The organism is Pseudomonas sp. MF06569, assembly GCF_059862735.1.
The window spans coordinates 1-21,816 of record NZ_JCBCUZ010000047.1 but is presented as its reverse complement, the minus strand read 5'-3'; the positions used below and the strand labels follow the sequence as shown (position 1 = coordinate 21,816).

Below are 21,816 nucleotides of genomic sequence, written 5' to 3'. Positions count from 1 at the left end.
AAGAACGTCGGCGGGCTGTAGTGCAAAGGGAGCAATTGGACGAGGCATGCCTGGAACCATCTCGGGGCGAGGGGTGCACAGTATATCGTGGTACGTTAGAAAATAAACTAACCGCTCACGACACTAGCGGAGGATTAAATGTATGAAAGTGTTGATTGCGGATGATCATTCACTTATTCGGTCAGCCATGAAAGTACTGCTGGAAAGCCAGGGTTATGAAGTCGTGGCTGAGGCGGCCAATGGCACTGACACTGTTCAATTGGCGCGTTTGCATCATGTTGACCTGATTGTCCTGGATATCACCATGCCCGGCCTTGATGGCCTGGAGGTGATCAATCGAATCAGGGTCGCAGGGCTGGACACCCGTATTCTGGTGCTGACGTCTCAGTCCCCCCTGTTTTATTCCCAACGGTGCATGAAAGCCGGGGCGGCAGGGTTCATCAGTAAAAGCCAGGATCTCACCGAGTTGTTGAGGGCCGTGAAAATAATCATGGATGGTTACACGTTTTTTCCGTACCTGGCGGCCAGTTCGGTACGCAACAGTGATGCAAACATGAGCGACGTTGAGTTGATTCAGCACTTGTCGGCCCGGGAGTTGTACATATTGCAACAGCTCGCCCGTGGCTTGAGTAACAAGAAGATTGCTGAAGACATGATATTGAGCAGTAAGACCATCAGTACTTACAAGGCGAGGTTGATTGAGAAGTTGAATATAAAGTCGGTCGTTTATTTGGCAGATTTTGCCAAGCGCAATGATTTGATTTAATTGAAAACTCTTGCATGTCTGGGACTTGCTGGGCTGCTGCTTGTCCTTGGCCAGTACGTCGCAGCCGCTGAAACATCGGTGCAGACATTGCGCCTGTTGGGACGTTCGAGTGTTGAAGAGTACAGCGTGGTACTTGAGCCTTCCGAAGTGCAATGGCTCAAACAACAGGGCCCCTTGCGTCTTGGCATCTCGGCCCCCGATTACGGTCCGTTTGACCTGGCCGTCAATGGCCAGGACTTCGAAGGCTTGACCGCCGATTATGCGCAGTTGCTGTCACAGTTGCTGTCACAGTTGCTGCACATCGATATTGAGGTCAAACGGTATCCCTCGAGGCCGTTGGCGATAGAAGCACTCAAGCAGGGCGAGCTGGACTTATTAAGCAGCTCCAATGGTTTCGAGGCACAAGATCCCCAGTTGGTGCTAAGCCTTGCCTACGCAGACGATTCGCCTGCGCTGGTGACGCGCATCAGTAATCGTGAGCGTCCACCTGTCGATCTGGCAGGGTTGCGTGTGGCCATGCTTGATCACTATTTACCGCCCCAAAAGGTCAAGGATTTTTACCCCAAGGCTACCTTGCAGTTGTATCCCTCAACCCTGACGGCGATCGGCGCCGTAGCGTTTGGCCAGGCCGACGTCTACCTCGGGGATTACATCAGTGCCAATTACCTGATCAACAAAAACTACCTGAACAACGTGCAACTGGCTGACTTTTCCAGGCTGGAAGACAACCCGTTCTCTTTTGCGGTACGCCGCGATAACCCCAGATTGCTGCGCGTTGTTAATGCAGCGCTGGCGGTGATTCCGCCCAGTGCGCGCATGACGATCCTGCGGCGCTGGAGCTCCGACGGGCCTCAAATCACCAACCCCTGGCGCTTTAACCCCAGCCCTGGCGAGCAACGATGGATGGCTATGCACCCCAGGATAAAGGTGGCGATCAATGATCAGTTTGTACCGTTGTCATTCTTTGATGAGCAGGGCACGTTCAAGGGTTTGATTGCTGATCTGTTAACCAAGATCAGTGCACACACAGGACTTGAGTTCGAAGCCGTGCGCGAGAGCACGGTGGCTGAGGGGGTTAAGCTGGTCAGTTCGGGCAAGGCACACATGCTGGGAGGGATCACGAGCGGTACTGCCCGAGAGAATCAACTGCGCTTTACCAGACCTTACCTCACAACGCCTTTTGTGCTGACCACCCGTATTGGTTCTGATGTGCCTGAAACCCTGGATGAAATGTCGGGCCGGCGGGTGGCATTGGTGCGGGGCAACGTGTTGCGCGAGTTTATTGAGCAGAACTACCCCGGCATTCAGGTGGTGGAGGCTGACAACCCTCCTGCGGCCCTGAGCATGGTGGCAGAAGGCGCAGCTGATGCGGCGGTCAGTGCGCTGGTCAGTGCACGCTATCTGGTCTCGAGGCGATTTAGTAAACAGCTGCAAATCACCAGCACGGTAGGCACACAACCCGAGCAGATCGGCTTTGCCACAGCCAGCAATGATCCGCAGCTGAACTCCATTCTGGGCAAGGCGCTCATGAGCATTACCCCAGGAGAAATGAGTGAGCTGACCGGCCGTTGGCGCACTGACATACCCGTCGTTGAAAGCTATTGGCTGCGTAATCGTGCGGCAATTATTCAAGGGTTCGCCATTGCGGCGGCCCTGCTCTTGGTGGCGGTTGCCTGGATTACTTACTTGCAGCGAGTGATTGCCAGGCGCCAGCAGTTAATGAACGAGTTGAACGTCGCCAAACAAAGTGCCGATGAGGCTAATCGGGCGAAGACAACATTCCTGGCGACCATGAGTCATGAAATACGCACACCCATGAATGCGGTAATCGGCATGCTTGAACTGGCCATGAAAAAAGCCGACCAGGGTGTCATGGATCGGTTTGCAATCGAAGTGGCATCCGTCTCGGCCCGCGAGTTACTCGACTTGATTGGCGATATTCTGGATATCGCGCGTATTGAATCCGGTTATTTGTCATTGACCCCCAAGCGCTCCAATCTCAAGTCCCTGGTAGAGGCCGTGGCACGGATGTTCGATGGGCTTGCACGCCAGAAGCACTTGAGCCTGATATGCGAATTGAGCCCTGCGTCGGACACAGATGTCATGATCGATCCGATGCGTTTTAAACAAGTCGTCTCCAACATGTTGAGCAATGCCATCAAGTTCACGAATGTGGGCGCAGTTCGGCTGAAACTGAACGTAGAGCCTGCTCACGATGGGCAGCAGGTGTCGGTGTGTTTGCGCGTTGAGGATACGGGCGTCGGTATTTCTGACGAAGACCAGTCTCGACTGTTCAGTCCATTTGTTCAGGCCAGCAACAACACCCAGTCTGCGCGTAGTGGCTCAGGGTTGGGCTTGGTGATTAGCCGTGAACTCTGCGAAATGATGGGCGGGCAGTTGCACCTCAGTAGCGTGCAGGGGGCCGGAACTCAGGTTGAGATCACGATGGTGGTGCCATTGCTTGAACCTGAAGAAATCGCCGTCGACGAGGCGCAGCAAGAAGTCGGGAGCACACGCTCGCTGAATGTATTGGTGGTGGATGATTATCCGGCGAATCGGATGCTGCTGGCCCAACAACTCAGCTACCTGGGGCACCGCGTGGCCGACGCCGAAAATGGTGCGCTGGGTCTGAAGGCATGGCGGATGGGGCAGTTTGACGTGGTCATCACTGATTGTTCCATGCCGGTCATGGATGGCTATGAGCTGGCACGGGCAGTGCGGTCAGAGGAGGTCGCGTTGGGGCGAGCGCCCTGCCAGATTTTTGGTTTTACGGCCAACGCACAACCAGAGGAAGCTGTGCGTTGCCGGGAAGCTGGAATGGATCAATGCTTGTTCAAGCCCATCAGTTTGAAGGACTTGAGTGCCTGCCTGGCGTCTGGGGTACCGCAGGGGCCATCAGGCAAGAGTGCCGATGAGTCTGACGGGCAGATTGATCTGACTTATCTTAAACAGTTGAGCCAAGGTGATGATGGGGTGGTCCACAAACTGCTCGCTGAACTGGCCATCAGTAATCGCCAGGACCTCGGCGCACTGATCGAGCTGTTTGTGAAAGATGATTATGAGGGATTGAGTGCTCTGGCACATGGTGTCAAAGGAGGAGGCAAGCTCATTCAAGCCAGGAAGCTGATTGAGTGTTGCGAGCAACTGGAAGAGATTTGCAGGATGGCGGAACCACAAGGTCTTGCTGGTGCTGTCGATGCACTGCACTACAGCATGGAGCAACTGGCCGACGAGCTGGACCGTTATGCTCAAGCCGATGAGTCTCATGAATGACGAGGCCAAAATGCCAACAAAAACATTACGAATATTGATTGCCGATGATGATCCAGTACAAGCGCTGAAAATGGAAAGGGCTCTTAACCTTCTGGGCTATTACCGGATCGCGCCTTTGTACAACCCTGAGGCCTTGGTGAGCTTGAGAGCAGCCCGGACCAATGAGTATGACGTGCTGCTGATCAGCCAGAAAATGGCAGGAGGGGGCATTGCGGATGAAGCTCAATTCCACAAGGAAAATTCGCAGTTTCGCCATGTACTGATTTATACGGATGCTGAGAGTTTTTCAAATCAGCTCGCCACCCGGATGTCGATGCTTGATTCCACGCACTTGCCCTGAAACGGATACTTGTGTGCTTCACAGGGGCCGCGCTAAGGTCTGGTGTTCTCATAAACAGAACCAGGATTGGTCGAGGAATGCCCGTAATGTCGGATGTCGTGGTAGTTCAAGCTGATTATACAAACCCGGTTCATGCTCAAGCGCTGAGAGACGTGTTGAACCACTACGCCAAAGACCCCATGGGTGGAGGTGAAGAGTTGTCGCAGGACGTGTTGGCGCAATTGCCGGCAGAGCTTGCCAGACGCCCTCATGCGTTTAGCGTGCTGGCGTTCGTCAACGGCGAGGCGGCAGGTCTGGTGAACTGTTTTGAAGGTTTTTCGACGTTTGCTGGCAAACCGTTAGTCAACGTACATGATGTGTCAGTGGTGGATACGTTTCGCGGTCTGGGCCTGAGTCAGAAAATGTTGCTCAAGGTCGAAGACATTGCCCGTGAGCGAGGCTGCTGCAAGATCACCCTGGAAGTGCTTGAGGGCAACCCCGTGGCTCAAGGTTCCTATCGCAAGTTTGGTTTCAGCGATGGTCAGCTCGACCCTGCTCACGGGCGCATGATGTTCTGGAACAAATATTTGTAAGCGCGGCGGGTTTCACACGTCCTGCGGGAACGGTGCTTGCCCGTCATGCAGGTGGGGCGGTGTTTCAGGCTTGCCGCGGCGATTGCATCGCGAGCAAGCCTGCTCCCGCTGTGCTTGATAAAGCTCCGGTTTAGAGCGTCCACTCCAGGCCAACACTCACCGTTCGCGGTTCGCCCCAGAACACGCCGTTATAGAAGCCGACGTTTTCGTAATACTTCTGATCGAGCAGGTTCTTGACGTTCAATGATGCCGAGACGTGTTCGTCGAATGTGTAGCGGGCCATCAGGTCGACGAGGGTGTAGGACTTTTGGGTGATGTCTTCTTTAAAGGTGATCGGATAACCCGCTGCATTTTTCTGTCCGGTAGGACGGTTGGCAGCGCGATAGATATCGCTTTGCCAGTTGACGGCGGCGCCCACGGTCATGGCATTCCACTCACCTGGCAGGCGGTAGGTGCTCGAAATCTTGACCAGATTCAATGGCGACGCGGTATTCATGCGTTGGCCTGCGGCGTTGCGTGAATGGGTGTAGGTGTAACCGGCGACCATGTTCCAGTCCTGCATGACCTCACCGGCCAGTTCGACCTCAAAGCCATTGATCTTGTTGCCCTTGCCACCGGATTTGTAATATTCCTCGCCCTTGGGGCCGCGAGGCACTGAGTCGTCGATTTCCGGTACGTTGTCCTGCTTGCTCCAGAACACGGCTGTCGACAGGTTGAGGCGTTCTTGCAAGAAGCTGCCCTTCAAGCCCAGTTCATAATTGCTACCCACCACCGGTTCAAGATAAGCATCGCCTACGCCCTTGTTGGTTGTAGGTTTGAAAATATCGGTGTAGCTCGCGTAGACCGTCAACTCCTCGGTGAAGTCATACAGCAAGCCCGCGTAAGGCGTAATGATGTCGTTTTGTGTCTGGCTGACTTTTGTGTGCTTGAGAGGGCCTGAATTGTTCTCAACAAACACGGTGTTGGCGTTGGAGCTTTTCCAGCTGCCATAACGGGTGCCGAGTACGGCATGCCATTCATCCGTCAGGTTGAAGCGTGTAGCCAGGTAACCGGACTTTTGTTTGACGATGTTTTGGCTGCCCTCAATGCCGGTATTAAAGTCCTGATACTTGGGAATCGAACTCATGTCCTGCCAGTTTGGAATGGTGTCGTAGGTCTCTGGGTTGAGGTTAATCATCAAGGGTGACGTGTTGTCGTTTTTGGCCTGGCCGTAACCCACCATCAACTCGTGGTCACGCCCGAACAAGGGGTAAGTGCCTGAGATATTGACGTCGACGGCGGTCATTTTTTCTTCGCCGATAAAATGGCTGTTATAGGCCGACATACCTGTGCCATCGGCATTGGGGAAACCGCCCCCGGCGTAGTAGACCTTGCCTTCGGCGTCACTGGTGCGATGGGTATAGGCCGCTTTGAGGTGCCAGTCATTGGACAGTTGCTGGTCCAGGGTGGCGAAGGCGGTCTTGTCCTTCATCGGCCATGAACTCCAGGAGGTGGCTAGGTTGGTTGAGCGGCCAAATTTGGCTTTCTCGCCCGAACCGGTCCAATAGGGAGTGGTCCCCCAGGACGACCCTTTTACCTGTTTGTCCTGGTAGTCGTAACCCACTGCCAGGAGGGTGGTGTCGGTCAGGTCTGCTTCCAGAATGCCGTAGGCCACTTCACGCTTGAGTGCATAGATATCGCGAAACGACTTGCTGTCGCGATAAGACAACACGGTGCGCCCGCGCAAACGACCGTCGAAAGCCAGCGGGCCGCCCACGTCGACATAGCTGTAATAGTCATCGTAACTGCCGCCTGTTGCCCCGGCCTTGGCCTGCAATTGGTGGGTGGGGCGTTTGCGGATCATGTTGATGGTGCCCGACGGATCGCCCGCGCCGGTTGTGAGGCCGGTGGCGCCGCGCACCACTTCAATTCGGTCGTAGATGATGGTGTCGGCATCAGTCTTCATAAAACTGAACGTATTGAGCATCCCGTCAATCTGGAAATTGGAGATGGTGTAGCCGCGTGACGAATAACTGACCCGGTCGGAGTCGTTGTGCTGCACCACAATCCCCGTGGTATGGCGCATGGCCTCGGTCAGGGTGTTGAGGTTGAAGTCATCCATCTCCTGACGGGTGACGACTGAGATCGACTGCGGAGTTTCGCGAATACTCAGGTTGAGTTTGGTCGCGGTGCTGGTCGAGCCCGTGGTGTAGGAACCGGTATTTTCGGTGCTGGCGCCCAGACCTTGGGCGGTGACACTGGTACTGCCCAGTTCCAGTGAACGGGAGGTTTTCTCTACGTCATCCTGCTCGGTGTCTGCCAACAATTGCGGGCTGACGGTAGTGCCGATAAGCCCGAGTGTCAGGGTCATGGAACGGGTAAATGGCGCGAACATCGCTGCCGACTCCTTGTCGTTGTTATGAAGTTGTCTAGTGCTTCAAACGAATGACAAGGAGAAGGTTTAGGGGTAATGAGAATTATTTGTGATGTGTGTGCCTGAAAACGAGCAGGGCGCCATTGGCGCCCTGCAGGTTATTTATTGCTTGGCTACATTGCCTGCAGCCGGAGGTTTAGGCTTGATCAGGCTGAAATCGATCAAGGCTTTCTGCGGGCGCGAGTACGGGTCGCCAATCAGTTGCGGGCGGGCGACAAACTGATCGCTGACCAGGCTTTTCTTGTCGTCCAGTTCATCGGCACTCAGGCCGGCCAGATCAGTCCAGGTATGGATGAACTGCGAGCTGCTGTAAGGACGGCTGAGGTCACTGGCGAAATTCCAGGTGTGGTTTTCACGCCATTTTGGCGATGCCCAGGCCATGAACGGAATGGTGTACATCGGTGCTGTCGGCTTGGCTTCGTTACGGCCCAGGGTGTTGTGACCGACCGAATCGAATACATCTTCGCCGTGGTCGGACAGATACAACAGGAAGCCGTTGGGGTCGGTCTTGGCGAAGTCCTTGATCAGGCTCGACACCACGAAATCGTTATACAACACGGCATTGTCGTAGCTGTTGTAAGTCGGTACCTGGTCGTCGGTCAGTCCGGCTGGCACACCGGTACGGTCCACGAACTTGTCGAAGGTCGGCGGGTAACGGTACTGGTAGCTCATGTGGGTGCCGAGCAGGTGGATCACGATCAGTTTGCGCGGGGCGCTGTCGGCCAGGATCTTGTTGAACGGCTCAATGACATCGCCGTCGTACTGGCGAGCGTTCTGGTTGCGGTTGTTGTTGAGGTAGACCTGTTCATCAGCCTGCTCGGAGAAGGTGGTGAGCATGGTGTTGCGCTTGGTCATGGTCTGCTGGTTGGTGACCCAGAAAGTCTTGTAGCCCGCTTGCTTCATGACACTGACCAGTGACGGAGTACTGAGATACAGATCCGGGTTTTCTTCGTCAGCGAACGTCAGCACTTGTTGCAGGGCTTCAATGGTGTAGGGCCGTGGAGTGACGACGTTGTCGAAAATCGCCAGTTGATCGCGCAATTTATCGAGGTTTGGCGTTGTCTCGCGCGGGTAGCCATAGAGGCTCATGCGCTGGCGATTGGTCGATTCGCCTATGACCAGCACCAGGGTGGTTGGCTTGCCGGCTTCGTTGTCCTTGAGGTTGGTCAGGGGCGGAATCTTGCTGACGCTGGCCAGCATGCCTTGCATGTTATCCAGTTGCTCCAGATAACGGCGATACGCCACTACCATCTGCCACGGCACTGCAGGTTCGACACGGCTTTCGAAGCTTTCCATGGCGGAGGCCATAGAGTCGTGCTTCATTGTCTGTTTGATCAGCGGGTAACCGATAACCGCCACCAGTATGGCAACCGCTGCAGCCCAGGCCTGCACGCGGGGCAGGTACACCGGGCGCAAGCGTGACCACAGGAACACGGCGAAAGCGGTATGGGCCACGAATGCCAGCACCATCCACCAGGCAAAATACTGGGTCATGTATTCGCCAGCTTCGGAGATGTTCGATTCGAACATGATGAAGATGACGCTTTGCGAGAATTCTTGCTGATAGATAAAGAAGTAGCCCAGGCTTGCCATCGAGCAGGCCCACAGCACGACGCCAATCACGGCAGCCATTACGCGGGTGTGCTTGGGAAACATCAGCATAGGGGCCAACCAGACGGCACTCATCACAAAGGCCTGGCGGAACCCCGAGAAGCCGGAGGTGCCGGTCAGCTGGATCAGTAGCTGGGTGATGCCGGAAAAATACCAGAAGAACAGGAACAGCCAACCCAGGCCGGCCCAGTCAAATCCTTTCGCAGACGTGTTGCTGCGTTTAAACATCCCCATACAGCGCTCCAGCTGATAACTGACTTGAATGGTTGTTGCCTATTAATCAGGCACAACACATGGGGGCTGCCTCACGAAAGAGCAGCCACAAAGTGTTCAAGTATCTCCAAGTGCATGTGAAAACTTTGTCGCCAATAGCTGCGCTTGCGGGGGGTGTGTCGGCGCATTCGGCGACCTTGAGGGGTATTGGTTTTGCAATCTTTGCTGCTTCGTCCGTCTGTTGAGTGTATTGAATCGGGAATCTGCCCTTCACCTTGTGCGAAACTATGCACCATGTGTCAGGACTGATCCTGACCGGGCACCTTGGGCAATGTTGCACTAAGGTGCTGTACACCTATTTATTTGTCGTTGGGAGCAACAGTACATGCAGTTGGGAATTATTGGATTGGGCCGTATGGGCGGGAATATCGCACGGCGTCTGATGCTCAATGGGCATACAACCGTGGTTTTTGACCGCAATACCGACTTTGTCAGCGCTCTGGAACAGGAAGGCGCCACCGGCGTTGCCGATTTGCCAGCGCTGGTCGCAGGCCTGGCCAAACCCCGTGCTGTCTGGGTCATGCTGCCTTCAGGTGCGCCGACCGAAGACACCATCGAGACCCTGAGCCAGCTGCTGGACGCCGATGACATCATCATCGATGGCGGTAACACCTTCTATAAAGATGACATGCGTCGTTCGCAGTCTCTGGCCGAAAAGGGCATCCAGTACGTTGACGTCGGTACCTCGGGCGGCGTGTGGGGCCTGGAGCGCGGTTATTGCATGATGATCGGTGGAGACAGCGCTGTCGTGAAGCACCTGGACCCGCTGTTTGCAGCGCTGGCCCCGGGCATGGGTGACATCCCGCGCACCAAGGACCGTGTATCTGACGACGATCGTGCCGAGCGTGGTTATATCCATGCGGGCCCGGCAGGTGCTGGTCATTTCGTGAAGATGGTGCACAACGGTATTGAATACGGTTTGATGCAGGCTTACGCCGAAGGCTTCAACCTGATGAAGATGAAGGGCGGTGAGAACCTGCCTGAAGAGCAGCGCTTTGACCTGAACCTGGGCGATATTGCCGAAGTATGGCGTCGTGGTAGCGTTGTTTCGTCCTGGCTGCTGGATTTGACTGCCGATGCCCTGGCCACTGATGAGCCGCTGGATGGCTACTCAGGCGCCGTGGCAGATAGCGGTGAAGGCCGCTGGACCATCGAAGCTGCAATGGAGCAGTCGACGCCGGTTCCGGTGTTGTCGCAAGCCCTGTTTGCCCGCTACAGTTCGCGCCAGCAAAGCCTCTATGGCGACAAAATGCTATCGGCCATGCGCTTTGGTTTCGGTGGCCATGTGGAGACGTCTAAAAAATGATTGATCTGTCCAGTAAACCTGACGCCAAGCCCGCGCCGCCCACCACTCTGTTCTTGTTTGGTGCCCACGGTGATCTGGTAAAGCGCTTGCTGATGCCTGCGCTGTACAACTTGAGTCGTGACGGTTTACTGGACGGTGGCCTGCGCATTGTGGGCGTTGACCACAATGGGATCAGTGATGAGGGTTTTGCCAAAAAGCTGGAGGACTTCATTCGCAATGAAGCGTCCAGCAAGGTGGATCATCCTGACGGGCAAGGCTTGAATGCCGATTTGTGGGCCTCGTTGGCGAAGAACATCAGCTACGTGCAGGGCGATTTTCTGGATGACAGCACCTACGGGGCGCTGGAGCAGAAAATCATCGCCAGCGGCACTGGCAATGCGGTGTTCTACCTGGCCACTGCACCACGCTTTTTCAGCGAAGTCGTGCAGCGGCTGGGTGCCAGCGGGTTGCTCAAGGAAACCCCCGATGCATTTCGCCGGGTCGTCATTGAAAAACCTTTTGGCTCTGACGTGCAGACAGCTCAAGCATTGAATGAGTGCCTGCTCAATGTCATGAGCGAGAAGCAGATCTACCGGATTGACCATTACCTGGGCAAGGAAACCGTCCAGAATATTTTGGTCAGCCGTTTCTCCAACGGGCTTTTCGAAGCCTTCTGGAACAATCATTACATTGACCATGTGCAGATCACTGCGGCTGAAACCGTCGGGGTCGAGACACGTGGCAGTTTTTACGAACACACCGGCGCCTTGCGCGACATGTTGCCCAACCATTTGTTTCAACTGCTGGCGATGGTGGCGATGGAGCCCCCCGCAGCCTTTGGGGCCGATGCAGTGCGCGGTGAAAAAGCCAAGGTGATTGGAGCAATCCGCCCCTGGTCGAAAGAAGATGCGTTGAAAAATTCTGTACGCGGGCAGTACACCCAGGGTGAGTCCTGCGGCAAGCCGGTCGTGGGATACCGCGAAGAGAACAACGTGGCTGCTGACAGCAGCACTGAAACCTTTGTGGCGCTCAAGGTGATGATCGACAACTGGCGCTGGGTCGGTGTGCCGTTCTACCTGCGCACCGGCAAACGCATGAGTGCGCGCGACACTGAAATCGCCATCTGTTTCAAGCCTGCGCCTTATGCACAGTTCCGCGACACCGAGGTTGAACGTTTGCAGCCCAATTATTTACGTATCCAGATCCAGCCCAACGAAGGCATGTGGTTTGACCTTCAAGCCAAGCGCCCGGGCCCCGGGCTGAAAATGGCCAATATCGAGTTGGGGTTTGCGTACAAGGACTTCTTCGAAATGCAGCCTTCCACAGGCTACGAGACGTTGATTTACGACTGCCTCACCGGTGACCAGACCTTGTTCCAGCGTGCCGACAATATTGAAAACGGCTGGCGTGGTGTGCAGCCTTTTCTGGATGCGTGGCGTGAACACACTGACGTTCAGCCTTACAAGGCCGGGGAAGACGGCCCGGAGGCGGCCAAAGAGTTGCTGGCTCGCGATGGTCGCGTCTGGCTCAACATAGGATGAGTGACGTGAAGCTGGACTCCGTTGAATTGGTGCTGTGCGACATGGATGGCACCTTGCTGTTGCCCGACCACACCATCAGCCCGCGCAACCTGGCTGCGGTCAAGGCGTTGCAGGCTGCAGGCATTCATTTCACCCTGGCTACCGGCCGCCCGCCCAGGGCCATGCGCGAGTATATCCGGCAGTTGGGTATTGAATTGCCCACTGCAGGATTCAACGGCGGAGTGCTGGTAAACGCCGATGGCAGCTATTTGCAGTCCCATCATGTGCCGTACGAGGCGGTGTTGAAGACGCTGGCCCTGTTGTCCGGTCATGACGTTGAAATCTGGGTGTTTGCTGACGATGAGTGGCTGTTGCGCGATCCGTTGGGCCCGATGGTTGCCCACGAACAACAGGGGCTGGGTTATGCGCCGTTAGTGGTAGAGAGCTTTGAACCTTATTTGCATCGAGTGGACAAGATCGTGGCCACTACCAGCAATGCGCCACTGCTGGTGGAGCTTGAACAGAGTCTGCAGCAGGTGTTGAGCGGGGAGGCATCGGCCAGCCGGTCGCAGGCCCGTTATCTGGACATCACTGCACTCAAGGCCAACAAAGGCGATGCCCTTGCAGCGCTGGCCGAGCATTTGGGTGTGCCCCTTGAGCGTACGGTAGCGATCGGCGACGGCGGCAATGACCCTGCGATGTTCCATCGTGCCGGGCTGTCGATCGCCATGGGGCAGGCCGAAGCGCAGGTTCGCGAGCAGGCGATGCAGGTCACTGGCAGCAATGTCGAAGACGGCGTTGCCCAGGTGATAGAGCGTTTGATCCTGCAGCGTTGAGGGCTATTCAGGCAGGTCATTTTGTCCGTAGTTTGGCGCAATCGCGGCCTGCCTGGGGCCGGTCAGGCTTGTTATAGTCCGCCGCTCATTGAGCGGCGACAGCGCCCCATAAAGGATTCAGGTTATGTCCGACTACCAGGCTTTTCAGGTTGAGTTAAACGGCAACATTGCCCACGTTCAGATCAACCGGCCTGAAAAGGTCAATGCGATGAACGCGGCGTTCTGGACCGAGATCATCGAGATCTTCCAGTGGATTGATGAAACCGATGCCGTACGGGTTGTCGTGCTCAGTGGTGCAGGCAAGCACTTTTCAGCCGGTATCGACTTGATGCTGCTGGCATCGGTAGCCAATGAGATGGGCAAGGATGTGGGCCGTAATGCCCGCATGCTGCGGCGCAAGATTCTGCAAATGCAGGCCTCGTTCAATGCCGTGGATCATTGCTGCAAGCCCGTTTTGGCGGCTGTTCAGGGCTATTGCCTGGGCGGGGCGATTGACCTGATCGCGGCCTGCGATATGCGCTACGCCGCCGAGGATGCGCAGTTCTCGATCAAGGAAATCGACATGGGCATGGCCGCTGACGTGGGGACTTTGCAACGTTTGCCGCGCATCATCGGTGATGGCATGCTCCGTGAACTGGCTTACACCGGGCGGATGGTCGCGGCGGATGAGGCCCGAGCTATCGGCCTGGTCAACCGCGTCTACAGCGATCATCAGGCGTTGCTGGACGGGGTAATGGCAATTGCCCTGGAAATCGCAAGCAAATCCCCCATCGCCATTGCCGGCACCAAGCAGATGATCAGCTATATGCGCGATCACCGTGTGGACGATGGTCTTGAATATGTTGCGACCTGGAACGCGGCGATGCTTCAGTCCAGCGACTTGCGGCTGGCGATGACGGCGCACATGACCAAGCAAAAACCCGAGTTTCTGGATTGACGTCTTTGTAACCTGAACAAGGATCACTTAATGACACCGCGTTGGATCACGGCAGTACTGGATACAGACCTGACTGGAGGCTGGGCCGTGGCGCGCGGCCCCGACGGGTTCTTGATCAGTCACAATGGCCCGCTCTTTTCCCGGGAGTGGCTCAAGCGCCAGGACCTTGCTGTGCTGGCGGAGCATGGCATCGGACACCTGGATGGCGAGCCGGTGTATCTGCTCGAGCTTGCAAGTGCGGCCCAGGTCGAGGGCTGTGATTGGCAGGGCTTGCGTGCCTTCATGCTGGGCGATGACCACACGCTGTACAAGGTGCTGGGTTATGCCGCGCAAATTGGCACCTGGGCTCGTGAGCATCGCTTTTGTGGTAGCTGCGGGCAGGCCATGACGCAGGTGCCGAGGGAGCGTGCGATGTATTGCGCGGCCTGCGATTTGCGCAGTTATCCACGTATCTCGCCCAGCATGATTGTATTGATTACCCGGGGCGATGAAGTGCTTCTGGCCCGTTCACCGCGCTTTGTGCCGGGGGTCTACAGCACTCTGGCGGGGTTCGCCGAGCCGGGGGAGTCGGCCGAGGATTGCCTGATCCGCGAAGTGCGCGAAGAAGTGCAGGTGGAAGTCAGGAACATCCAGTATGTGGGCAGCCAGTGCTGGCCGTTCCCGCACTCCATGATGCTGGGTTTTCACGCCGAGTACGCGGGAGGCGATATCGTGCCTCAGGCCGACGAGATAGAAGATGCGCAGTGGTTCAATGTGCACCGGCTGCCGCCGTTGCCGGCGTCGCGCTCAATTGCGCGTTATCTCATCGACTTGTATGTAGCCCGTCGTTTAGGCCATGCCGAACCAGTGCTGCCAGGCTAGGCGCACGGTCAAACCCAATACCACGGTGATAAACACCGGCCGAATGAATTTGGCCCCGCCGCTGATTGCGCTGCGGGCGCCGAAGAAGGCGCCGACCATGACTGCAAAGCCCATGGTCAGACCGATCACCCAGTCCACATGGCCGGAGAATATGAACACCGACAGCGCTGCAATGTTGCTGACGAAATTCATGCTGCGCGCCACACCGCTGGCCTTCACCAGATCGACCGGGTACATCAGCATGGTGCTGACGGTCCAGAACGCGCCCGTACCCGGCCCGGCTACGCCATCATAAAATCCCAGGCCCAGGCCCTGGGGCAGTTGCCATTTCTTTTTGATCGGCGCGTCGTTGTCGACAGGCGTTTTGGGCGTGCCGCCAAACAGCAGGTAGAGCCCGCAACCGAAAACAATCACCGGCAGCATTTTGTTGAGCCATTCGGCGGGCATGTAGTGGGCGACAACTGCGCCGATCAGTGCACCGGCGAGGGTTCCGAAAATGGCCAGTTTCCATTCGCGAGGATGGAACAGTTTGCGTCGGTAGAAGGTAAGGCTCGCGGTGGCTGCGCCGAATGTCGAACTGAGCTTGTTGGTGCCCAGCACCAGATGTGGCGGCAAGCCTGCGGTGAGCAGGGCAGGGGTGGTGAGCAGCCCCCCGCCCCCGGCAATGGCGTCGATGAATCCGGCAACAAAGGCAACGGCGGCCAGAATGGCGAGGGTGGTCAAATCTACGCTGAGTTCAAAAGGCATGGGATCGACTTAATTCGGCGGGACGTACAGCGCAAACGCGCAGGAAGGACGTCATCTTACCGATAAGCGTGAATAGCGGCGATAGGCCTTTTGTGGTTGATCGGACCCACTGAACCCGCGTGGGTCGCCCAACCCGGTATCGAGCGATGTTGCCAAACGTTCCGAGGTATCGTCAGGCAACTGCGATGGGGGCAGGCTTTCAATAGGCGAGGGCGTCGGGCTCCGTGCGACGAACATTGACTGAAAGTGCTCCGAGCTTGATCAGGCGTGTTCGGGTGACGTTGCGACTCAAACCCAGCAATTTTGCAGTGTGTACCTGATTGTGATGGCAAAACTCATAGGCCGTACGCAGCAGGGTATCTTCAACGGCTTCATGCAGGGCGCCCGGCTCTTCTTCGAACAGTTTCCGAAAGGCGCGTTGTAACAAGTCCCGGGTGGTATGCGTGGCGGGTTGTTGCAGCGCGAAGTCCTGGCGTCTGCTGCGTGATTGGGACAGGCGCAGGTCTTGTACCGTAATGGTCTGATTGCGGCACAGGAGCAGGCTGTGATGCACGACATTTTCAAGCTCGCGAATATTGCCCTGCCAAGGATGGTGGATCAGTACGTGTTCGGCACATTCACTGAGTGCCGTTGGTCCATGAGGCAGCCGTTGGCGATAGGTTTTAAGGAAGTGTCTGGCTAACGGAAGGATATCCCCGGGGCGCTCACGTAACGGGAGCAGCGCAAGGCTGACGACATTGAGGCGGTAGTACAGATCTTCTCGAAAATGCCCGGCGTCTATGGCCTGTTCCAGATTGACGTTTGTGGCAGCCAGTACGCGCACGTTGATCGGTGTGCTTTTGCGCGAGCCCAACCGCACGACCTCCTGCTCTTGCAGGACGCGTAGCAGCTTTACCTGGATGGTCAGCGGCAAGTCGCCGATCTCATCTAGAAATAATGTGCCGCCATCGGCCTCTTCAAACCATCCGGCTTTTGCAGTCAGCGCGCCTGTAAAAGCCCCCTTTTCATGGCCAAACAGTTCAGCTTCCACCAATGACTCGGCAAAGGCGCCGCAATTGACGGCCACAAATGGCTGGTTGTGACGGTGGCTGAGTTGGTGGATATGCCGGGCGACCAGTTCTTTGCCGGTGCCGGTTTCACCAATGATCAGTACGCTGGCGTCACTGGGCGCTATCTGTTGCAAGTGTGCCAACAGGGCTTTGGACGCGGGGTCTTCAAACACTTGTGCCGTGGCGCGTATGGACGTGGCCAGTGCCGGGGTGGCAGGTAATGTTAAAAGCTGCATTGACAGCTCCTTTTAACAGGGGCTCTGCCCACAAAAGGAAAGCCGAAGGCTGCTTTATAAAGTCATTTTGTTATTCCGTAAACTAACCTAATTCCATATTTATATATCGATATTGCATATCTGACTTGCGTGATGACCTGCTTTTAGCGCTTTATAAGCTCCTGCTTTCCAGATAGCCCAGATTTGAGACATATCCTACGGCCTTCCTGTCGAATGCACCTTTTTTCACCTGGCTCAATCGGTTATCTCTAACGGCCGCATTTTCTCGTGGCTTCACTCTCCGGAACCAGGCACTGCCTGTTTCCGGAATGCGCTCAGTGGATTTGAACAATGAACAAGCGACCTATTTATTTCGATTACGCGGCCACCACTCCCGTGGACGCTCGTGTCATTCAGGTGATGGTCGATTGCCTGGGTTTTGAAGGCAACTTTGGCAATCCGGCCTCTGGCTCCCATGTCTTTGGTCAGCAAGCCCGGCAGACGGTAGAACTGGCCCGTGAACAGGTCGCGAAACTGATCAATGCCAGGCCTGAGCAGATTATCTGGACCTCGGGTGCGACCGAGTCCAATAACCTGGCGCTAAAAGGTGTGGCCCAGGCGGGTGGTCAGTCCCGCGGGCATATCATCACCAGTCAGATCGAGCACAAGGCGGTGTTGGACACTGCACGCTTTTTACAAGAGGCGGGTTTTGAGGTGACGTATCTGGCCCCTGATGCCAATGGGCTCGTAAGTGCCGATCAGGTAGATGCTGCTCTGCGCGACGACACACTGCTGGTGTCGTTGATGCTGGTCAACAATGAACTGGGCACGGTCAACGATATTCCGGGTATCGGGCGCCGGGTCCGCGAGCATGGTGCGCTGTTCCACGTCGATGCCGCGCAGGGAGCGGGCAAGGTTGCCATCGACCTGGATGAGTGGGCGGTAGACTTAATGTCGTTCTCGGGGCACAAGATCTATGGTCCCAAAGGTATCGGCGCCTTGTATGTGGGGCCGCGTGCGCAGGATCGGCTACAGGCACAGATTCATGGTGGCGGGCATGAGTCCGGTTTGCGCTCAGGAACCCTGGCGACTCATCAAATTTCAGGCATGGGCGCTGCATTTGCAGTGGCCAGTGAGTCATTTGCTCAGGAGCTGGCTCACATTCGCGGACTTCGCCAGCGCTTGCTTGAGCAGTTGGTCGATGTGCAAGGGCTGCAATGTAATGGCTGTCCGACAGAGCGAATTCCCCATACCTTGAGCCTGACCTTCAGCGAAGGGCACTTCAACAGCGCAATCCTGAGTGCTTCCCTCGCGTACTCGGCAACTTCAGCGTGCAACTCGGCGAGTAATGCACCGTCCCACGTGCTGCTGGCCCTGGGGCATGATGCCGATAAAGCCAGCCGAACAATCCGCCTGAGTCTTGGGCGCTTCACCAGCGAGCAGGATATAGATGCCGCAGTGAAGGCGATTAAAGCTTCTGTCGCCGCGCCGGCACCGTTTTGGGCGGTTGCCCAACGGTAGTGGCTGATCCATGATCACTAGCGACCAATAATAATACCCAGTGATAAGCAGGAGACAGAATGAGTACTCAGTCGTTGAATCCAGTACCGGTTGTGGAGCGTTTGGCGCGTACCCGGGCGTTGATGAGCCAGAACGGTATATATGCGCTGCTGGTGCCCTCGGCTGACCCCCATCTTTCAGAGTACTTGCCTGCGTATTGGCAAGGACGCCAATGGCTGTCGGGTTTTTACGGTTCGGTTGGAACATTGATTGTGACGCCAACCTTTGCCGGAGTGTGGGCTGATAGTCGTTACTGGGAGCAGGCGGCCAAAGAGCTGAAGGGCAGTACCATTGAGCTGGTCAAGCTGTTACCCGGGCAATCGGGGCCTCTGGAGTGGCTGGCCGAGCAGACACCTGAAGGTGCAACGGTTTCCGTTGATGGCGCAGTGCTCGCGCTGGCTTCTGCACGCACACTCGAGAGCAAGCTTAAAGAGCGTGGTGCCGTTTTACGTACGGATATCGATCTGCTTGGCCAGGTTTGGGATGATCGTCCAATACTGCCGGTACAGCCGGTTTATGAGCATCTGCCGCCGCAAGCGACGGTCAGTCGGGCTGTAAAACTGGCGCAGTTGCGAGAAACACTCAAGCAGCGCCAGGCGGATGCACATTTTATTGCGACTCTGGATGACATCGCCTGGTTGTTTAATCTGCGAGGCTCGGATGTCTCCTTCAACCCAGTGTTCGTTTCGTTTGCGTTGGTCGAGGCCTCGCGGGCTACCTTGTTTCTGGACTTGAATAAAATCAGTGTCGAACTGCGCGAGACACTTGAGGCTGATGGCGTTGAGCTGCGTGATTACGTTGAGATCAATGCGGCTCTGGCGTCTTTGCCGGGTTCAACTCGTCTATTGGTGGACCCTGCCCGTGTGACCTGCGGGCTGCTCGGTCATTTACAGGCTGAGGTGAAACTGGTTGAAGGCTTGAATCCAACTACCTTGGCCAAGTCTCAGAAGAGCCTCGAGGACGCGGTCCATATCCGTCAGGCTATGGAGCAGGATGGTGCTGCGCTCTGTGAGTTCTTTGCATGGCTGGAGACAGCCCTTGGGCGTGAGCGCATTACCGAGTTGACTATTGATGAGCAGTTGACCGCTGCTCGTGCCCGCCGCCCCGGCTTTGTATCGTTAAGCTTCAACACCATTGCGGCTTTTAATGCCAATGGCGCAATGCCGCATTACCACGCAACGGAGCAAGAGCATGCTGTGATTGAAGGTGATGGCTTGTTGTTGATCGACTCGGGTGGGCAGTACCTGGGAGGCACAACCGATATCACGCGTATGGTCCCTGTTGGTACGCCAACCCGCGAGCAGAAACACGATTGTACCCGTGTGCTTAAAGGTGTGATCGCCTTGTCCAGGGCTCAATTTCCAAAAGGGATCCTGTCACCTTTGCTGGATTCGATCGCAAGGGCGCCGATTTGGGCTGAGCACGTCGATTACGGGCACGGGACAGGTCATGGGGTCGGCTACTTCCTGAATGTGCATGAAGGGCCTCAAGTTATTGCGTATCAGGCTGCGCCGGCACCACATACTGCGATGCAGCCAGGGATGATTACCTCGATTGAGCCTGGAACATACCGCCCGGGTCGTTGGGGAGTGCGAATCGAGAATCTGGTGTTGAATCGTGAGGCGGGAACTTCGGAGTTTGGGGCATTCTTGAAGTTTGAAACCCTGACGCTGTGCCCAATCGACACGCGCTGTCTGGAGCCATCATTGCTGACCCTGGAAGAGCGCGAATGGTTTGACGCCTATCATGCGCTGGTTCGCGAGCGTTTGAGCCCGCACCTTGTCGGGTCTGCGCTTGAGTGGCTGCTGGAGCGTACGGCACCACTTACGATAACTGCCTGATCTCCTTGCCATGCTGTCGGCTCGCTCGACGGCATGGCTGGGCGGGGCGTTACTTGCAGATAACAATCATGCTGCGGCTGGTATAGCCGGCTGGGTTCAGGCCGAATGGATAGTCCCCTGGTTCTTCTGCGGTATCGCCCGATTTGGCTACCACCCGGTATCCCTTGCTTCCACAGGATTTGACGGCTTCGGCGTAGCACTTGTTCCACGATGAGGACAATCCAGAGCAATTGATATGCAATCCTCGTTTTCCATGCTTGACGGCAGTTTCCGAGGTTGCTGCGCAGCCGGTTACAACGAGTACGGCTAAAGCTACCAAAATTCGTTTCATTCCTGTCCTTAAGCGTTTGCGTCGGATTTACGGGATGCGAGAATCGGCGACCATCTCCCCATGGTTTTAGTGGATATCCTTATCCGGAATCGGTTCATGTGATTCTCAAGGGACAAACATCCCTTAAATGAGAGTTAATTACCAGAGCAGAGTTAAATGGCGTGCTTATTGTCGGTGACGATCGGTTTTGAGTGGTTGCGCATCGTTAAGGTCGCACCGATTGAGGCCATTATGATGCAAGAGATGGCCATCCACTGTGTGAACGACAAGACCTCATTCAGGAATAGGAGCCCTGAAAGCGCCCCAAAGGCAGGCTCTATGCTCATTAAAGTGCCGAATGTTCGGGTGGGCATGCGTGTAAGAGCGATCATCTCAAGCGTGTAAGGCAGTGCTGTCGATAAGAGTGCTACACCAATGGCTATTGGGATCAGACCAGGGTTCAGCAATGCCGCCCCTGCGTGGTAAACCCCGATAGGTGCGAAAAACAGAGCCGCAATAATGACGCCCAATGCTGCGGTCTGAACGCCATTGTCCGCACCGGCCCGCTGTCCATAGAGGATGTACAGCGCCCAGCAGACCCCGGCACTTAGCGCGTAGCCGGCGCCTGTTGGATCAATGCCTTGAACGCTTTCACCAATGGGTATGAGCAGTAGGAGTCCCGTGATGGCCAGGCCGATCCATATAAAGTCGATAGGTCTGCGGGAGCTATAAATAGCCACTGCCAAAGGACCCGTAAACTCCAGAGCAACTGCAATACCCAGCGGAACAGTGCGCAGTGACATATAGAAGAGGAAATTCATTCCTCCCAGGGCAATCCCGTAAACGATCACGGTCTTCAAGGACTTGGTGGTGAACTTGGCTCTCCATGGTCGCAGTATCAGAAGCATGATGAGGCTGGCGAATGTCAGGCGCAGGCTGGTTGTTCCTTGTGCGCCGATAATAGGGAACATGCTTTTTGCCAGCGAGGCGCCGGATTGGATCGAGGCCATGGCAATGAGTAGCAAGCCAACAGGGAATAGCGTTGCTACGAAGCTATGGGGGGGCTTTATCATTGATAGGTGTGCCTGGCAGAAGGTTTAAAGACAGGCATGATGCTTGGGTAATTCTGGATGTGCAATATAGTGCGCATTCAATATGGATTTTCTGCCTATGAAACTTATAAAGTCGATAGTTTGTATTAATGCTTGACTCAGATTTACAGCGGCCTATAATGCGCCCACTTCCGGCGCAGTCGAAACGGAAAACTCCTTGAGTTTCAGTGAGTTGGATTGGTTTTCGGCAGTGTCAGCTTCAAGTCATCGAAGCAGGAAATGAGGTGTTGACAGCAGCGTGTAACGCTGTAGAATTCGCCTCCCGCTAACGAGAGATCGAAAGCGCAAGTGGTTG

At 55.8% G+C, this 21,816-nt stretch carries 17 protein-coding genes; 11 read left to right on the top strand and 6 right to left on the bottom strand.

From position 1 onward, the window contains the following. The first annotated feature begins 142 nt into the window (after positions 1-142). From AC19YQ_RS24195 to AC19YQ_RS24180, 4 genes are all read left to right on the top strand, one after another. Complete coding sequence (locus tag AC19YQ_RS24195) at positions 143-766, top strand: response regulator transcription factor (RefSeq protein WP_133077901.1); 624 nt, start codon at positions 143-145, stop codon at positions 764-766. Next, entirely contained in the window at positions 767-4,039 is a 3,273-nt protein-coding gene (locus tag AC19YQ_RS24190) for an ATP-binding protein (RefSeq protein ID WP_500596109.1), read from the top strand. Beyond that, the gene (locus tag AC19YQ_RS24185) at positions 4,032-4,379 is read left to right on the top strand and encodes an ANTAR domain-containing protein (RefSeq protein WP_257622913.1); all 348 of its coding nucleotides are present in this window, start codon (positions 4,032-4,034) and stop codon (positions 4,377-4,379) included. The genes AC19YQ_RS24190 and AC19YQ_RS24185 overlap by 8 nt, the downstream gene beginning before the upstream one ends. Before the next feature lie 86 nt (positions 4,380-4,465). Further along, on the top strand, positions 4,466-4,951 hold the full coding sequence (locus tag AC19YQ_RS24180; protein ID WP_133077989.1) for a GNAT family N-acetyltransferase: 486 nt from the start codon (positions 4,466-4,468) through the stop codon (positions 4,949-4,951). A gap of 130 nt (positions 4,952-5,081) precedes the next feature. Here the strand turns inward: AC19YQ_RS24180 and AC19YQ_RS24175 are convergent, their stop codons facing one another. Together AC19YQ_RS24175 and AC19YQ_RS24170 are read right to left on the bottom strand one after the other, a co-directional pair. Beyond that, positions 5,082-7,325, bottom strand: a complete 2,244-nt coding sequence (locus tag AC19YQ_RS24175; protein WP_338648531.1) for a TonB-dependent siderophore receptor — start codon at positions 7,323-7,325, stop codon at positions 5,082-5,084. Between the two features lie 141 nt (positions 7,326-7,466). After that, positions 7,467-9,209: a phosphoethanolamine transferase CptA gene (locus AC19YQ_RS24170; protein ID WP_133077898.1), complete on the bottom strand. Its 1,743-nt coding sequence runs from the start codon at positions 9,207-9,209 to the stop codon at positions 7,467-7,469. A gap of 364 nt (positions 9,210-9,573) precedes the next feature. Between AC19YQ_RS24170 and gnd the strand changes: the two genes are divergently transcribed. The 5 genes from gnd to nudC all read left to right on the top strand — a co-directional run bounded on the left by gnd (position 9,574) and on the right by nudC (position 14,687). Further along, entirely contained in the window at positions 9,574-10,554 is a 981-nt protein-coding gene (gnd, locus tag AC19YQ_RS24165; RefSeq protein WP_133077897.1) for a phosphogluconate dehydrogenase (NAD(+)-dependent, decarboxylating), read from the top strand. Further along, positions 10,551-12,074 (top strand): glucose-6-phosphate dehydrogenase, encoded by a 1,524-nt coding sequence (gene zwf / locus AC19YQ_RS24160; RefSeq protein WP_133077896.1) that lies wholly within the window; start codon positions 10,551-10,553, stop codon positions 12,072-12,074. Before gnd ends, zwf begins: the two co-directional genes overlap by 4 nt. Further along, the gene (locus tag AC19YQ_RS24155; protein WP_326397589.1) at positions 12,071-12,889 is read left to right on the top strand and encodes a Cof-type HAD-IIB family hydrolase; all 819 of its coding nucleotides are present in this window, start codon (positions 12,071-12,073) and stop codon (positions 12,887-12,889) included. Before zwf ends, AC19YQ_RS24155 begins: the two co-directional genes overlap by 4 nt. 124 nt (positions 12,890-13,013) lie before the next feature. Beyond that, the gene (locus AC19YQ_RS24150) at positions 13,014-13,826 is read left to right on the top strand and encodes a crotonase/enoyl-CoA hydratase family protein (RefSeq protein WP_326397590.1); all 813 of its coding nucleotides are present in this window, start codon (positions 13,014-13,016) and stop codon (positions 13,824-13,826) included. Between the two features lie 30 nt (positions 13,827-13,856). Further along, complete coding sequence (gene nudC, locus AC19YQ_RS24145) at positions 13,857-14,687, top strand: NAD(+) diphosphatase (protein WP_500596108.1); 831 nt, start codon at positions 13,857-13,859, stop codon at positions 14,685-14,687. On the opposite strand, the gene AC19YQ_RS24140 is transcribed toward nudC, so the two are convergent. Together AC19YQ_RS24140 and AC19YQ_RS24135 are read right to left on the bottom strand one after the other, a co-directional pair. Beyond that, positions 14,655-15,434 carry a TSUP family transporter gene (locus AC19YQ_RS24140; protein WP_219262110.1) on the bottom strand — a complete coding sequence of 260 codons (780 nt, stop codon included), beginning with the start codon at positions 15,432-15,434 and terminating at the stop codon, positions 14,655-14,657. The genes nudC and AC19YQ_RS24140 overlap by 33 nt on opposite strands. A gap of 199 nt (positions 15,435-15,633) precedes the next feature. Next, the gene (locus tag AC19YQ_RS24135; protein WP_326397592.1) at positions 15,634-16,719 is read right to left on the bottom strand and encodes a sigma-54 interaction domain-containing protein; all 1,086 of its coding nucleotides are present in this window, start codon (positions 16,717-16,719) and stop codon (positions 15,634-15,636) included. Between the two features lie 330 nt (positions 16,720-17,049). Between AC19YQ_RS24135 and AC19YQ_RS24130 the strand changes: the two genes are divergently transcribed. Together AC19YQ_RS24130 and AC19YQ_RS24125 are read left to right on the top strand one after the other, a co-directional pair. Further along, positions 17,050-18,219, top strand: coding sequence for a cysteine desulfurase family protein (locus AC19YQ_RS24130; protein WP_326397593.1), 1,170 nt, complete (start codon positions 17,050-17,052; stop codon positions 18,217-18,219). Between the two features lie 59 nt (positions 18,220-18,278). Next, positions 18,279-20,099, top strand: coding sequence for a M24 family metallopeptidase (locus tag AC19YQ_RS24125; protein ID WP_326397594.1), 1,821 nt, complete (start codon positions 18,279-18,281; stop codon positions 20,097-20,099). Positions 20,100-20,148: 49 nt separating this feature from the next. On the opposite strand, the gene AC19YQ_RS24120 is transcribed toward AC19YQ_RS24125, so the two are convergent. After that, the gene (locus AC19YQ_RS24120; RefSeq protein WP_133077888.1) at positions 20,149-20,430 is read right to left on the bottom strand and encodes a hypothetical protein; all 282 of its coding nucleotides are present in this window, start codon (positions 20,428-20,430) and stop codon (positions 20,149-20,151) included. A 152-nt stretch (positions 20,431-20,582) separates the two neighbouring features. Beyond that, positions 20,583-21,482, bottom strand: coding sequence for a threonine/homoserine exporter RhtA (rhtA, locus tag AC19YQ_RS24115; RefSeq protein ID WP_326397595.1), 900 nt, complete (start codon positions 21,480-21,482; stop codon positions 20,583-20,585). Positions 21,483-21,816: the final 334 nt, after the last annotated feature.